This is a genomic window from Archangium sp. Cb G35 (genome assembly GCF_001896145.1).
Taxonomy (GTDB): Bacteria; Myxococcota; Myxococcia; order Myxococcales; family Myxococcaceae; genus Archangium; species Archangium violaceum.
The window spans coordinates 486,555-500,859 of the sequence record NZ_MPOI01000003.1 but is presented as its reverse complement, the minus strand read 5'-3'; the positions used below and the strand labels follow the sequence as shown (position 1 = coordinate 500,859).

Below are 14,305 nucleotides of genomic sequence, written 5' to 3'. Positions count from 1 at the left end.
GAGCAGGCATGCAGGACAAGTACTACGTCGGAGCGTACTGGGGACCGCGCCAGGAGACGGCGCTGGAGTGTGCGAGGCGCGCGGAGCTCTTCTTCCACATGCTGGCGCGGTGTGACCCGACGTTTACCCAGTGGTACGGGGCGGGCCGTGGCTCACCCCGCGAGTTGCCGGGCTGGCCTGTCCGCCCGGAGATGAAGGAGTTGGAGTCCCTCTTGCTCAAGGGCAGGAATCGCACCGACGTCGGCAGGGAGGTCATTGAGGATCTGGGCTTCAGCAGGATTGTGTGGAACGCCAAGAGAGAGGCCACGGAGATTCACCTGTCCTGTGGGAAATACTCGCCGTGGGGCGGACCCAATCTGTGTCTGCTCTACCCACCCAGGCAGGGCGCTGTCCGGGAACGGCTGCTGCGCGTGCCCGTGCTGGCCGAGGTGCTCACCAGCATGGTGACTGCGTGGGACCCCGACTACGCCATGGCCAGCTCCTCGCAGATGGTGGACCTCGTGGAAAAGGACGGGTCCGAGGTGCGGATGGGCTGGCTGACGTACCTGTCGCGGCGCCTGGGGAAACTGCCGCCGCTGCCCGCGCCCGTGCGCATCGAGCCGGTGGGGGCGCTGGGCTGGCTCCTGGTGCTCTCCCCCGAGCCGATGACGGCGAGCAACCCCGAGCACGTGGCGTTCACCGCTCGCGTCCGAGAGCTGCTCGACCGGGCTGGCCTCATCCAACGTCCGCAACCCGAGCCCGCAGCAGAGTGACACGAGCACGAGCTCGCCGCTGTCGAAGCAGTTCATCCAAGAGGTGACGAAGCAGTTGGGGCACCGGACCGTGGTCCTCCGCGGAAAGCTGTGAAGCACACCCGCGGGCCCGCGTCAGGGGAAGGTGATGTTCCCCAGGGTGACGGTGCGCTGCTGCTTCGCGTCCCAGAGCGTGAGGGTATACGTGCCCCGGGCCTCCGCCTCCGTGGCCGGTACTTCCACCACCACAGGGCCCCAGTTCGAGTTCCCGGTTTCCGGCGTGCTCGCGAGGATGGGCGCTGGTTGCCAGAGTGGCAGTGGCTTCAACACCTCTCCCCTGGGACCTCGCAGCACCGCGCCCGCCGCCGTCCAGGCCGCCGTGCCGAGGTTCTCGAGTAACACCTCCAGCGCGACGCTGCCCCTGGCGCGGCAACTGCGGACGTCTTTCAATACGAGTGCATTTCCCTTCGCCCTGGTGACTTTGTCCATCAGTGGCTCGCACGCAATGCCTCTCGTCGCCAGCAACTCCGAGGCGAACACGCCGCGCAGCCCGTCTGGCACGCCGCGCTCGGCGCGCAACCGCCGCACTTCCTCGCGCAGTCGCTGGTTCTCGTCCTGAGCCTCCCATGCCACCTCCTGGAAGTACGTCACTGGGAGTGCCTGGCGGAACACCTTCACCTGCTGCATGCCGAGTGCCGGGTGGGCCAGCAAGAGGACGGTGGCGCATGCCGGGGCCGCGCCATCCGCGAAGCACACCTCCACCTTGAACCGCTCCCCGGCCACCAGCCGCTCCGGAGGGACCAGCATGAGACTCATCTCCCCGGGGTTGACTTCCTGGAAGCGCTCGCGCTCCTGAAGTTTCTCGGAGCCGGGTTGAAGCAGCGAGTTGAAGCGCAAGGTGAGGGACAGGTCCGGGCTGATGCACACCACGGGGGGATTCGCGATGGACTCGATGGTCAGGGCGATGTGGGGGCTCGCCAGCTCACATGCATCCGGGAGGGACGGCTCGACGGCCGCAGGGGAAGTGGTGAGGAGGGCCAGCGCGAGCAGGCCAACGGGGGACGCGAGGGACACGGGAGAGTCAACCTCCAAGAGAAGGCGGGGCGTGGTGACCGGTGAAGTCGGGCTCTATCACACCGTCCCGCTCCATGCCGCCCCAGTCCCTAATCGAAGTGCTCCACCGGCTTGACCTGTTGCGAGGAGAGGACCACTGCGGAATCGGCAGGCCCTCCGATGTCTTTCCTCGGAGCACCCCGGTTGTTCGTCCAACTCTCCATGAGCTCCAGGCAGACCGGGTAGGTCTTCCCCCCCATCCTGGCTTCGGTGAAGCGGCCGTAGATGCGTTCCGCTCCGATGTAGATACGCCCGTGGAGTTCGGCGTGCAGTTTCCCCAAGCGCTGCCCCATTTTCACAGGGGTGGACTCGCGCACGGTGACCGGCTTCGCGTCGCCTTCGACGGGGAATTCGACACCGGCCCTGCTTCCATCCATGGGAACTCCCAGCTCCTTCATGGCCTCCAGTGCACCGGGCGGACAATCCGCGGGCCTGGGCTCGGGACGCATCACCTGGGGCGTGGCGGTGCAACCGGTGAGCAGCACCGTGCAGATGCCCACCAGACACATCTCCTGGCGGGCGGGGACACACCCCGGGGCCTGGCGCTGCGTCCTACGAGCGGGCTTGTCCTGGGTCTTCGAGCGGGTGTCTGGGTCGCGGATCATGGTGGCCAAGGTGGGCGCGGGGGATGGGGTCTGGATAGGCACCGCGCCTCCTCCAGATTCGGATGGCTCGTCCGGCGCCGCCACTTCACGGTCGATAGCGGCGTGAGGCGTCGGGTGGCTCACCAGCCATCCGGCGGGTCGCGGTGACACGGAGGGCGCTGGCGCCGGCTCATGCACCGCCCCGGAGTCCGAGCGGGACCGGAGCGCCCACGTTCCGGCCAGCACCAGCACGCCCACCAGCGGCGCCACGGCCAGCGTGCGAGTGGACCGTCCCGGACGCGCACGGTGAACAGGGCTGGACGTCCGAGCCGCGACGGTGATGGCGGCGCCCTCCGGCTCGGGCCTCGGGGCCTCCGCTGGTGGCGGCACAACCGGCGCCTCCTGCGCGGGTGCCTCGGCGGCAGGTGCCTCGGGCGGAGGCGGTGGCTCACGCCGGGCCTTGCGCACCCGCCCACGCCTCGGCATCGCCGCTTTCATCTGTTGAAGGACGCGCTCCCACGAGTCGCGCTCCACCACCTTGCTGGGGGTCCGCTCCGTCGTGCGCACCTCAAGAGCGTCCGGGTCCATCATCGGCACGTCCCAGTCCGCCCCGGCCTCCGCCAACGCCGCCTCCAGCGCCCCGGCCACCGCGTCCATGTCCGCCAGCCGCGCCCGGGGCTCCTTCTCCAGCATGTTCATGCACACCTGGCCCAGCGCCACCGGCACCCGCGGGTTGTCCTCGTGCGCGGCCACCGGCGTCCGGGTGCGGATGTCCTTCACCATGCACGGGTTGCCCATGCGCGAGCCGAAGGGCAGTGCGTCCGTCAGCAACTCGTACATCGTGACGCCGAAGGCCCATACCTCATCGGCCACGCCCGGCTGGTAGCGCGCCTCTTCCTCTGGGTGCTCCTCGAGGAAACGGTACGCCTCCGGGCTGGTGTACTCGGGCGTCCCCGGCGGCAGCCGCCGCATGCGCGGCAGCGTGGCGCGGCCCTCCAGGTGGCCCACCCCGAAGTCCACCCACACCGGCTTGCCGTCCTCCTTCCTCACCAACAGGTTGTCTGGTTTCACATCCCGGTGCAGCACGCCCTGGCGGTGCACCACCACGAGCGCTCGCGCCGCCTCCAGCAGCAGCGTGGCGCCCGTGCGCGCCGAGGGGTTGTGCTCCAGTGCATGGCCCAGCAGCGTCCGCCCTTGCACGTACTCCATGACGAGGTAGAAGTAGCCCTCCTCCGGGTACGGCCAGCGTCCATGGCCCAGCACCCGCACCACGTTGGGGTGCTCCAGGTGGCGGAGGATATCCAGCTCCAGCTCACCCGAGTGGCTCACCGGCAGCGAGCGGAAGAACTTGAGGACGTAGGAGCGGCCCTCCCACTCGGCCAGGAACACGTGGCCCTGTCCGCCCCGGCCCAGTGGGCCCACCACGCGGTACTGGCCCACCTTTTCATCGGGCTGGGGCAGTCTGTAGACCCACGCTCTCCTCACTGGAGCTACCTCCGAGGTTCGGAGGCTAACATGACTCGTTGGCTCCTCCTCCGCTCCCGGCGCGCGGGCGGCCAGCCCCAGTCCGATGTCCACCGCGCTTGAAAACAGGGCGCGGCGCTCCTCAGGTGTAGACGTCTACACTTGGGGTGTTGCTTTTGACTACATATGTGTCGCACATGGGCATACATCAAGTGTAGACGTCTACACCTGGATGGGCTGGCGAGCCGAAAAGCCGCTCGTTGACGATCAGCGGAGATGGGCGGCACGGACGGCTGGAGGGTGACACACAGCCTGTGTCCCCGTGCGCGCGTACGACGCAGGAGGCCTAGCGCGCTCCCGCCGCCGGCAGCCGGCTCTTCTTGTAGATGCTGATCAACTTCCTCGCCAACGACTCGCCCTGGATGCTCTTGCTGATGTAGCCGTCCGCTCCCGAGGCCAGGGCCAGCGAGCGCAGCTTGGACTCGTCCGACGCCGAATACAGGATGAACCGCGTGGTGGCCGGCGCCTGGTTGCGCGCCAACGCCAGCACCTTGTCCCCGCTGAGCGCCGGAATGTTCACGTCCAACAGCACCAGATCCGGCTCCGCGTGGCGCACCAGGTTGGACACCCCCAGCGAGGAACGGTGCGTCCGCACCTCGAAGCCGTAGGCGTGCAACGACCTCTCCAGCAACATCAGCTGATCCACATCATCGTCCACCACGAGGACACGAATCTTGTTCTCGCTCTCGGACATGGGCTCCCCTTGGATGCGTCGCAGGATGATCTCCAGGATACCGTCTCGCACTGCCCCTGGGAGGCCCACCCCCCTTCCCAGAAGCCATCGAGACCACAATTCCGGCCTCCACAGCCCGGCGAGATGTGCAAAGCCGGTAAGACGCCTTGGACCTGGGTCCAGTGAGAAACGCAAAGCCCGGAAGACGACAGTGCGGGCGTGCAGGCGTCGTCCAGCGTGAGCGTCCCGGGCCTGGGTGCCCCCGGGGGCAGGCAGGTCCCAACGTTGCAGGGAGCGGGACTGCGTTGTGGGGGGTTATGGCGCGTCGGGACATCGTGGTGATCCGTACCTCCGCGGGCGGCGTCGGAAGCCGAGGGCCCGCACTCCAAAAGCGAGGGCGGCGAGTCCGTGGACTGAGGGGGCTCACGCGCGCCGGGGCACCACCCGCGGCAGCTGGACGGTGAACACCGTGCCCTCCTCGCGCGTCGAGCGCACCTCGACGCCGCCCCCGTGCGCGGTGGCGATCTGCTGGACGATGTAGAGCCCCAGCCCCAGTCCGGACGTGGAGCCGCTGCCGCGTGTCTGTCCCCGGCGGAAGGGCTCGAACAGGCCGGGCAGCACCTCCGCGGGAATGGGCTCGCCCTGGTTGCGCACCTCGAGCCGCACTCGCGCTCCCTCTCCGTCCAGGGTCAGCGTGATGGGGGTGCCCTCGGGGCTGTAGTCCACGGCGTTGCGCAGCAGGTTGCCGAGCAGCTGCGCGAGCCGGTCCTGGTCCCACTCGCCCCGCAGGTCGCCCCGGGCCTCCAGCCGCAGCTCGCGCGCCGGGTGGGCCACTTCCAGCTCGCTCACCACCCGCCGCCCCAGCGGGCCCAGGTCGCAAGGGGCCGGCGAGATGGGAATGCCTCCGCCCAGCCGCCCGCGCGTCAGGTCCAGCAGATCGCCGATCATCCGCGTCATCTGCTCGGCGTTGAGGGAGATGCGTTGGGCCAGCCGCAGTGCCCGCTCCGGCAGGGTCTCCTGGCGCAGCAGCATCGTGGCCGACAGGGTGATGATGCTCAGGGGGTTGCGCAGATCATGGCTGACGATGCCGAGGAAACGCTCTCGGAACTCGGCCGTCTGGCGCAGCTGCTCCTCGAAGCGCTTGAGGTCGGTGATGTTCACCACCGCCACGGCCACCAGGATGGGGCGGCCCTCGCCATCCTTCACCGGGGCGTAGCTCACCAGGTAGTGCTCCATCGCTCCCTTCCGGAGAGGGGAGGGAGCGATGAGCTCCGTGTTGAGCTCCGGCTCGCCGGTCTCCAGGATGCGCCGGTAGATGGGCGCGACGTGGGGGGCGATGTCCGGGACGACCTCCCAGAGGGTGCGCCCGAGCGACTGTTCCACGGAGACGCCGTTGAGGGCGGCCAGGGTGGGGTTGATGCGGATGTAGCGCAGGTCCCTGTCCAGGAAGGACAGGCCCACCGGCGCGGTGGACAGCAGCGTGTCCAACAATGCCAGGGCCTCCTCGCGCTCCTGGGACAGGGCCCGGCGCAGCGCGATGTCCCGCGCGGAGAACACCGCCCCCGCCGGAGTGCCATCGGGCCCTCGCAAGGGCCGGGCGGTGACGGAGACGGGCAGCCGCGTCCCATCCGGCCGGTGGAGCCACAGCAGCTCGTCGCGCACCTGCTCGCCCTGGAGCGCGCGGTAGAGCGGTACCCGCTCCAGGGGCAACGGGTGGCCGTCCTCGTTGGACAGGCCGTACGTCTCCACCCATTCCTTCGGGCCCACCTCCTTCAAGGGCATGCCATGCTGGCGCTCGGCCTCCGGGTTGAAGAGGCGCAGCACGCCCCGGGCATCCGCCACGATGATGGCATCGCCACTCTGCGAGATGACGCCCTCCAGCACGGCCCGCTGGCGCTCGGCCTCGGTGCGGGCGGCGCGCTCGCGCTCCAGCAGCGCCGAGCGCTCTTCCTCCGCCCTGCGGCGCTCCTCTTCCCGGCCGTGCTCGGAGTCGGCGACGGCATCCCCCATGGCGAGGTCCAGGCCGCGGTGCAGGGCGCGCTGCTCGGCGGCGACGAGCACGCCGCGGGTCTCCTCCAGCAGCCCGAGGATGCAGTCGCGCACGATGCCGTACTCGCGGACGATCTGCGTGACGTCGTAGCCGAGCGCCTGCCGCTGGGCCCGGTGCTCCCGTGCCGTCTGGCGCATCTGCCCGCGAATCATGGACGGGGACTCGCCGTTGGCGGGGGCGTTCAGCAGGTCATACAGCTCGTCGAGCAGTTGGGGGAGTGTGTCGCGGATGACGGAGCGTGGCTGCCCTTCCACGGGGAAATGGGTCCGCACCTCGCGCTCGAACCGCTGGAGGATGTCCTCCCGCCGGGTGGCGAGGAGGTCGGCCAGTGCACCCATGGACGTACAGCTAGACACGGCGGCGGCTCGCATTCCAGTGCGGCCACCGTCTTCCTGACGGGCACTGAGCAGGGGGCACGGGTTCCACGGCTCAGGCCAGCGCGGAAGGCTCGGAGGCGGTGAGCGCCTCCTCCTGCTCCGAGAGCCACGCCAGGTGGTGCTGCTCCTCGGCCCGGTGGCGCTCCAGCACCTCCACCACGTCACCGTCCGTCCAATCCAACTCCAGGGTGAGGTCATGGTTCCAATTCGACATCTGCTCGTTGAGCAGCAGGGAGAGCAGCTGGGCGACGAGCCCGAAGGGACGGACGAGCGAGGTCAGCGGGCCCAGCAGGTGCCCGTCCGGGCCTCTCCGCGCCTGGAGCAGCGTTCCCCCTCGGGCCAGGATGAGCTGGTTCAACTCCTCCACGTGCCACAGGTGCTCGTCCCGGAACTGGAGCAGCCGCGCGCGGAGCCCCCCACCTTGCTCCACCGCCTCCGCGCTCGCGTCGTAGGCCCACGCCACCTCCAGGTCGAGCCGCGCCAGCGCGGAGAGAACCTCGACCTCGTCCACTCCCACCACCTCACCGGCGGCCGGTTCCACCGGGCCTCGTCTCCGTTCATCGTGCGCCATGGCGGCCCTCCATTTCCTCAACGTGTGCGCTCGGCCCTCCAGGGGCATTGGCGTGCCGTACAGGGGAATGCCGGAGACACCGCCCGGGGCTCGCGCGGGCCCACCAGGTCCGGAAGAGCGGCCTCGCGGTGGGAGTGTCCTAGCGGGCCGGGCGCGGCTTGCGCTTGGGGACGAGCTTCCGGGTGGGGCGTGCCGCGGGCTTCGGGGCGGGCTTCGTCTCCGATTCCGGGACGGGCAGGGCGGGGAAGGTGAGGGTGAGGATGGCGCCTCCCTCCGGGCGGTTGGCGGCGGTGAGCTCAGCGTCTGGCCGGGGGAGAGCCGCCGCCAGCCGCCCCCCTTCGCCGGCGCTCGCGCCAGCGTGTGCCAGCGCTTGTTGGCGATCTGCAGCACGCCGTCGCGCATCAGTGCCAGCCCGCTGGCGCTCGTCTCCAGGGCCCAGGACGACAGCTTCCAGGTGGAGATGTGCTCGGCGTTCTGGTGCTCCAGCCGATGCACCAGCGACTCGTGCTTCCTCAGCAACTCCTGGTACTTGCGCAGCAGTGACGCGGAGCCCGTGAAGCCGGTGCCGGGATCGGGGGGCTGGCGGCGGCGCGAGCTCATTTCTTGGACTTCTCCTTGAGCGCGCGGTTCTCCCAGCTCCGGGCCGGGGTAGCCGGGGCCGAGCGCCTCGGCGGCGGCGATGGCGACGGAATAGGCCTCCTCGCCGGTGGCGCACCCGGCGCTCCAGATGCGCAGCTCCTGCTCCGGCCGGCGCCGCTTCACCAGCTCGCGCAGCAGCGTGTCCAGCGCGCCCCAGACCTCGGCGTCCCGGAAGAAGGTGGTGAGCTTGATGAGCATGGAGGAGACGAGGGTGCTCACCTCTCTCGGGGTCCCGCTCCAGCAGGGCCAGGTAGGCGCCGCGGGTGCGGCACCCGGTGGCCGTCATGCGCCGCTCGATGCGCCGTTGCAGCGTGGCGCGCTTGTAATTGCGGAAGTCGAAGTTCCGCACCTGGCACACCTTCTCGAGGATGGCTTCGAGCTCACTATCCTTGGTGTGGCGGGTGGCCATGACGTGCGACGTAGCTCGAGGCCCACCTCCAGCGCATCGCCGAAACCGCCGAGTTCCTGCCCCCGGAGGATTCCCGCTGGGAAGACATGGTCCAGCCGGACGGAGATGGTTTGCGCACCTACGTGGCGGGCTGCTGTGTCCGCCTCCACCTGCTCCCGCACACCCGCCAGCTGGTGGTGGCGCAGATCGGCCGCGTCCGCATCCGCCTCTCCGATTCCCTGGCGCTCGCCTGGTAGACAGTCCACCCCGCGAGCGGGCGGGTCCTGTCCAGCCCCAGAGACGCATCTGACGCCTGAAGGACATCCCGGCGGAACAGGTTCACTCCAAAGTTGTATGCCCGAGCTTAGAATCCCACCGGAGCGCAACGGGTTGAGTAAGGGGCGGGACGTGAGGAGTCACCTATGACGGGACGGATTCGGGTCGGCATCCTGGAGGACCAGCAGGTCTTCCGTGAGAGCCTCATCACGCTCTTCCAGGGCGCGGGCATGGATGTGGTGGCCCAGGCGCGGGATGCCGAGGGCTTCCTCGCCCAGGTGCGGGAGGTGAAGCCAGACGTGGTGGTCGTGGACATCCGGCTCGAGCGCCCGGACAGCCCGGAGGTGGGCGATGGCGTGAAGGTGGTGGAGGCGCTGCGAGAGCAGTTACCGCGGACCCGCGCGCTGGTGCTGTCGTCCTTCCGGGAGCTGCCGGTGATGGAGCGCTGCTTCAAGGCCGGGGCCGCCGGTTTCCTGAGCAAGCTCACCGTGACCAGCGCCGAGCTGGTCACCTCCGTGGAGCAGGTGGCCCGGGGCGAGTGGGTGGTCCCCTCGGACTTCATGAGCCCGATGGCCGCCGCGCACACCGAGCGTCCCGCCACTCCGGTGGACCGGCTCACGCTGCGCGAGCGCGAGGTGCTGAGCCTGGTGGCCTCTGGCGCGGACAACCTGCAGATCTCCGCCCGGCTGGGCATCACCGAGCGCACCGTGAAGGCGCACGTGTCCAATCTCTACCGCAAGCTGGGCGTGCAGAACCGCGTGGAGATGGCGATGCTGGCCTACCAGACGGGCCTCTCCAACCCGGCGGATACGCCGCACCACCCGTAGCGCGCCGGGGCTCCCTGTACGGGAGTCCCCTACGCGGGGACGGTCTGGTCCTTGTCGCGGAAGGCGGTGAGCCTCTGGATGAGCTCCGCTCCCTGGACGCTCTTGGAGAGGTAGCCATCCGCGCCGGAGGCCCGCGCGAGCGAGCGCAGCTTGGACTCATCCGAGGCCGAATAGAGGATGAACTTGGTGGTGCGTGGCGCATAGCGGCGCGCCAGGCTCACCACCTGGTCGCCCTTGAGCGCGGGGAAGTTCACGTCCAGCAACACCAGGTCCGGCTCGCTGTTGCGCACGAGGTTGGACACGCCCAACGCCGAGTGGTGCGTCCGCACCTCGAAGTGGGGCGACAGGGTGCGGCGGACGAGCTCCAGCAGGTCCGGATCGTCGTCCACCACGAGGACGCGGACCTTGGTGACAGCTCCCTCAGCCATGACTTCTCCCGAGATGTTTGCGAATGGTCTCGAGCAGCTGGTCGCGGTCGAGAGGCTTGGTGAGGTACCCGTTGCAGCCGGCGGCCGAGGCCTTCTCCTGGTACTCGCGCCCGGCGTGGGCGGTGACGGCGATGACGGGAATGGAGGCCGCCGCGGGCAGCTGGCGCAGGCGGCGGGTGGCCTCCCAGCCGTCCAGGCGCGGCAGGGACAGGTCCATGAGGATGAGGTCCGGCGTCTCGCGGGTGGCCCGCTCCACGCCCGTCTCCCCGTCCTCGGCCTCCAGCACCTCGAAGAGGCCGCCGAGGTAGCGCCGGACGATGTCGCGGTTCTGCGGGTTGTCCTCGATGTAGAGGATGCGCTGCAGGCGGCCGGCGCGCTGGGCGCTCTGCTTGAGGAGCAGGCCCTTGGCCTGGCCGATGACCTCCTCCAGCGCATGGCCGCCCTTCTGGACGAAGCCGGCGAAGCCGTCACGCAGCACGGCCTGCTCCTCGCTGGAGAGCGTCTTGCCGGTGAGCACCACCACCGGGACGTGGAGCTTCTCGGCGCGCAGGCGGCGCAGCACCTCGAAGCCGTCCAGGTTGGGCATCATCAAATCCAGCACCACCAGGGTGGGCGGGGAGACGCGGGCCTTGAGCAGGGCGTCCTCGCCGTTGTGGGCCTCGTTGGTGGAGAAGCCCGCGCGGCGCAGGGAGCGGCTGACGAGCTCGCGCGTGGAGGCATCGTCGTCCACCACCAGCACCTCGCCCGCGCTGGTGGCCCCGCCGATGTTGCGGCGCACCACGTCCACCAGGTGCTCGGGCTCCACGGGTTTGATGAGGTACTCGCACGCGCCCAGCGAGTAGCCGCGCGCGCGCTGCTCCTCCACGGAGATGATGATGACGGGGATGCGCGCCAGGTCCGGCTCGCTCTTGAGGGTGGACAGCACGCTCCAGCCGTCCAGGCGCGGCAGGTAGATGTCCAGCACGATGGCGTGCGGGCGGATGTCCCGCGCCTTCTTGAGCGCCTCCAGCCCGTCCGACGCCGTCACCACGGTGAAGCCCGCGGGCACGAGCTGTCCGGCCACCAGGTGCTGCACGAGTGGATCATCATCCACCACCAGCACGGTGCCGCCCTGCACCCGTGGCGCGAGCGCTTCTCCCACGTCCCGCGGGGCCACCGGCTTGTCCAGCTCGCGCGAGGTGCCCAGGGCATCACCCTCGAGGATGCCGGCCAGCCGCACCGTGAAGGTGGTGCCGCGGCCCAGGGTGCTCCGCACCTCCACGCCGCCGCCGAGCACCTTGCTCAGCTCCTTGACGATGGCCAGCCCCAGTCCGGTGCCCCCCACCTTGCGCGTGGTGGAGCCGTCCACCTGTCGGAACTTCTCGAAGATGAAGGTCAGCTGGTCCGGCGGAATGCCGATACCGGTGTCCTCGATGACGAAGACGGCCTCGGTGCCCTCCACCCGCGCGGTGAGCGACACCTCTCCGGACTCGGTGAACTTGGCCGCGTTGGACAGCAGGTTGAGCAGGATTTGACGCAGCTTCAGCGCGTCCGTGCGCACGTACGCCATGCGCTCGTCGATGTCCGTGCGCAGCTCGACGTCCTTGCCTTTGAGGTACTCCTTCACCGTGGCCGTGCACTCCTCGGCCAGCTCCTGCATGTCCACCCGCTCCACGACGACTTCCGCCCGGCCCGCTTCGATTTTCGACAGGTCGAGGATGTCGTTGATGAGCGCCAGCAGCGTCTGCGCGTTCTTCTTCACCACGTTGAGGTCGCGCCGGCCGTGGGGGGTGAGCCGGCTGCCCTCCTCGCGCATGAGCAGGTCGCAGTAGCCGATGATGCCGTTGAGCGGCGTGCGGATTTCGTGGCTGAAGTTGGCGAGGAACTCGCTCTTGAGGCGGGCGGCGGCCTCGGCCTCGCGGGCGCGCTCCTCCTCGTTGCGCTTGGCCAGGGACAGCTCCGTGGCCAGCCGGTCCAGGTCCTCGTTCTGCTGACGGATGATCTCCATCTGCAGGGCGCGCTGCTGGTAGCTGGCCAGCGTGCGCGCGGACACGGCGCGGCTCTTCTTGAGCTCCTCCAGGTTCTCCGCCAGGCGCTTGTTGGACTCCTCCAGCTCGGCCTTGGACTTGCGCAGGTCCTCCTCGGCGGCCTTGCGCTCGGTGACGTCCTCGGTGATGCCCAGCACGTAGCGGGCCTCCCCCGAGTCATCCATCAGCGGCAGCTTGCGCGTGGCGTAGATGCGGTCCACCCCGTTGGTGCGCGCCACCTCCTCGAAGGCCTTGAGCCTCTTGGTCTCGAGGATTTCGGTGTCGATGGCCACGAAGGAGTCGGCCTGCTCCGGCGGGAAGTAGTCGTGGTCCAGCTTGCCGAGCAGCCACTGCTTGGTGACGCCGAAGGCATCGGCGAACGTCTTGTTGGCCACCTGGAGCCGGCGCTCCTCGGCGTCCTTCACGAAGAGGACGAAGGGGAGGCTGTCGACGATGCGCTCCAGCAGCCAGCGCGAGCGCTCCTGCTTCTTCTCGGCCTCCTGGTGCTGGCGGCGCTCGATGACGCGCTGGAACTCACGGCGGATGACGGGGACGAGCACCTCCAGGCGCTCCGGGTCGATGTAGCTGGCGGCGCCGTTCTCCTCCATGGCGGTGCGCATCTCCGCGTCATCCCACTTCGAGGGAATGACGAGGAAGGTGAGCTGGGGCGCCTTCTCGCGCAGCAGGGGCGCGGCCTCGCGGAAGCCCAGTCCCGGCAGCTCCGCGCCGCACACCGCCAGCTCCCAGGGCGAGTCCAGCGCCGTGGCCAGCTCCTCGCGCGAGGACACACGCCGCGCGGTCACCTTCAGCTCCGCGCGCCGCATCCGCTCCAGGACGCGGGTGCACTCGGCCTCGCCCCCGATGAGGAGCAGCCGGGGCGTCTCATTTCCGGGTACCACGGCGGGTACCGCCGGAGCCGGAGCGCTCATGTGTCAGTTTCCCCCGAACGCCAGGACCGTCAGCGTCGTGTTGATGTGGAACCCCGAGTAGATCTCGAAGTGCACATTCATTCCAGCCGCCGCGGGTGCGTGACGCAAGGTCTCTGCCAGTTGCGCGACGGTGCCGGTCGAGCCGGCGTACCACATGCGCCCACTGCAATGGAAAAGCAGGGAGGCCTGGGGATTGGGGACGCGGCGGGGCAGCTCCTCCTGGAAGAAGGAGCGGGTAAGGCCGGCCATGTCTCCCATCTTCATCAGCTCCAGCTCGGTGCCCTCCTCCAGGAGGTTGGCGAAGAGGATGGAGCCATCGGGCAGGGGCTTCCAGGGGGAGCGGATGAAGTACTCGCGGCCCACCTTGAGGGCGGTGGGGTGGACGGCGAAGCCCCGGGGCTTGCCGAACTCCAGCTCGTCCACCGGGACTCCCAGCAGGTCCGCGTAGCGCTCGGCCGCCGGCTTGCCGTCGATTTCCAGGGCGCGGGTGGCGCTGTCGTCCACGCGGGTGATGGTGATGCGCTCGCCGGTGGGCAGGTACCAGTGCGAGCGCAGGGCGGCCCAGGGCGCGCTCGTCTTGAAGAGGGCCACCAGCACGGCGTCGGTGGCCACCTCGCCGTCCACGTGGAGCAGGGCGGACTGCTTCGTGGGGTCCTGCTCGTGGTCCGCGGCGCCACCGCCCACCAGCACCAGCGTCTGGTTCTTCTCGAGGATGCCGAGCAGCAGCTCCTCCTTCTTGTAGCGGAAGCCGTCGTCGATCACGAGGCCCACGTACTGGCGCGGGTCGAGGTCCTGCTGGCGCACGCCCAGGTCCTGCGCGGCGCGTTTGATGGCGGTGGCCCCGGCGCCCACGGCGTCCACGGACAGGCCGGTGCCCAGGCCCAGGCCCACCTCGAAGTCACCGGAGAGCGCGCCCAGCACCACGCTGCCGGTGTGGATGCCCTGGTTGTCCAGCTCACCCGCGGTGGTGGCGCCCACCAGCCGCGTGCCCTTGGGCAGCCGCTCGCGCACGGCGCGGTTGAGGGCCAGCTGGTCCCTCTCCCGCGAGGCGAACAGGGTGACGAGCTTCGGTGTCTCTCCTCCCTGTAACTGCCCGAGCAGGTCCTCCGCGGCGGCGACGGGCTCGGACTGCGTGGTACGTGCCGTCTGCATCTTCACTCGAGCCATGGAGGACCTCCGGGAAGGAAGG

Annotated in this window: 11 protein-coding genes and 1 pseudogene; 3 read left to right on the top strand and 9 right to left on the bottom strand. The window is 69.4% G+C overall.

The annotated features are described in order from the left end of the window. Positions 1–8 precede the first annotated feature (8 nt). Entirely contained in the window at positions 9–752 is a 744-nt protein-coding gene (locus BO221_RS12360) for an Imm52 family immunity protein (RefSeq protein ID WP_073560615.1), read from the top strand. A gap of 114 nt (positions 753–866) precedes the next feature. On the opposite strand, the gene BO221_RS12355 is transcribed toward BO221_RS12360, so the two are convergent. The 6 genes and pseudogenes from BO221_RS12355 to BO221_RS56110 form a co-directional block, all read right to left on the bottom strand. After that, positions 867–1,805 carry a DUF2381 family protein gene (locus BO221_RS12355; protein WP_158079830.1) on the bottom strand — a complete coding sequence of 313 codons (939 nt, stop codon included), beginning with the start codon at positions 1,803–1,805 and terminating at the stop codon, positions 867–869. A gap of 89 nt (positions 1,806–1,894) precedes the next feature. Continuing rightward, positions 1,895–3,913 (bottom strand): serine/threonine-protein kinase, encoded by a 2,019-nt coding sequence (locus tag BO221_RS12350; protein ID WP_158079829.1) that lies wholly within the window; start codon positions 3,911–3,913, stop codon positions 1,895–1,897. A gap of 325 nt (positions 3,914–4,238) precedes the next feature. Further along, the gene (locus BO221_RS12345; RefSeq protein ID WP_073560612.1) at positions 4,239–4,646 is read right to left on the bottom strand and encodes a response regulator; all 408 of its coding nucleotides are present in this window, start codon (positions 4,644–4,646) and stop codon (positions 4,239–4,241) included. A 402-nt stretch (positions 4,647–5,048) separates the two neighbouring features. After that, a complete protein-coding gene (locus BO221_RS12340) occupies positions 5,049–7,013 on the bottom strand; it encodes a PAS domain-containing protein (protein WP_158079828.1) in 1,965 nt (654 codons plus the stop codon). Between the two features lie 91 nt (positions 7,014–7,104). Further along, entirely contained in the window at positions 7,105–8,481 is a 1,377-nt protein-coding gene (locus BO221_RS56115) for a CheR family methyltransferase (protein ID WP_233165930.1), read from the bottom strand. A gap of 67 nt (positions 8,482–8,548) precedes the next feature. Continuing rightward, a pseudogene (locus BO221_RS56110) lies at positions 8,549–8,671 on the bottom strand (hypothetical protein); the annotation flags it as partial. Between the two features lie 86 nt (positions 8,672–8,757). Here BO221_RS56110 and BO221_RS54830 point away from each other — a divergent pair. Together BO221_RS54830 and BO221_RS12320 are read left to right on the top strand one after the other, a co-directional pair. Next, positions 8,758–8,907, top strand: coding sequence for a hypothetical protein (locus BO221_RS54830; RefSeq protein WP_158079827.1), 150 nt, complete (start codon positions 8,758–8,760; stop codon positions 8,905–8,907). A 165-nt stretch (positions 8,908–9,072) separates the two neighbouring features. Beyond that, entirely contained in the window at positions 9,073–9,753 is a 681-nt protein-coding gene (locus tag BO221_RS12320; protein ID WP_073560611.1) for a LuxR C-terminal-related transcriptional regulator, read from the top strand. 29 nt (positions 9,754–9,782) lie between these two features. Here BO221_RS12320 and BO221_RS12315 read toward each other — a convergent pair whose 3' ends face one another. Genes BO221_RS12315 through BO221_RS12305 form a run of 3 tightly spaced genes read right to left on the bottom strand, consistent with a single transcriptional unit; the run spans position 9,783 to position 14,283 of the window. Continuing rightward, a complete protein-coding gene (locus BO221_RS12315; protein ID WP_073560610.1) occupies positions 9,783–10,181 on the bottom strand; it encodes a PleD family two-component system response regulator in 399 nt (132 codons plus the stop codon). After that, positions 10,174–13,116 (bottom strand): response regulator, encoded by a 2,943-nt coding sequence (locus BO221_RS12310; protein WP_073560609.1) that lies wholly within the window; start codon positions 13,114–13,116, stop codon positions 10,174–10,176. Before BO221_RS12310 ends, BO221_RS12315 begins: the two co-directional genes overlap by 8 nt. A gap of 3 nt (positions 13,117–13,119) precedes the next feature. Continuing rightward, positions 13,120–14,283: an FIST signal transduction protein gene (locus tag BO221_RS12305; protein WP_073560608.1), complete on the bottom strand. Its 1,164-nt coding sequence runs from the start codon at positions 14,281–14,283 to the stop codon at positions 13,120–13,122. Between the last annotated feature and the right edge of the window lie 22 nt (positions 14,284–14,305).

Excerpts from the sequence above, each read along its gene's own strand:
- BO221_RS12360 (WP_073560615.1), top strand. The coding sequence starts at position 9 with ATGCAGGACAAGTACTACGTCGGAGCGTACTGGGGACCGCGCCAGGAG.
- BO221_RS12345 (WP_073560612.1), bottom strand. The coding sequence starts at position 4,646 with ATGTCCGAGAGCGAGAACAAGATTCGTGTCCTCGTGGTGGACGATGAT.
- BO221_RS12340 (WP_158079828.1), bottom strand. The coding sequence starts at position 7,013 with ATGGGTGCACTGGCCGACCTCCTCGCCACCCGGCGGGAGGACATCCTC.
- BO221_RS54830 (WP_158079827.1), top strand. The coding sequence starts at position 8,758 with ATGGTCCAGCCGGACGGAGATGGTTTGCGCACCTACGTGGCGGGCTGC.
- BO221_RS12320 (WP_073560611.1), top strand. The coding sequence starts at position 9,073 with ATGACGGGACGGATTCGGGTCGGCATCCTGGAGGACCAGCAGGTCTTC.
- BO221_RS12315 (WP_073560610.1), bottom strand. The coding sequence starts at position 10,181 with ATGGCTGAGGGAGCTGTCACCAAGGTCCGCGTCCTCGTGGTGGACGAC.
- BO221_RS12310 (WP_073560609.1), bottom strand. The coding sequence starts at position 13,116 with ATGAGCGCTCCGGCTCCGGCGGTACCCGCCGTGGTACCCGGAAATGAG.
- BO221_RS12305 (WP_073560608.1), bottom strand. The coding sequence starts at position 14,283 with ATGGCTCGAGTGAAGATGCAGACGGCACGTACCACGCAGTCCGAGCCC.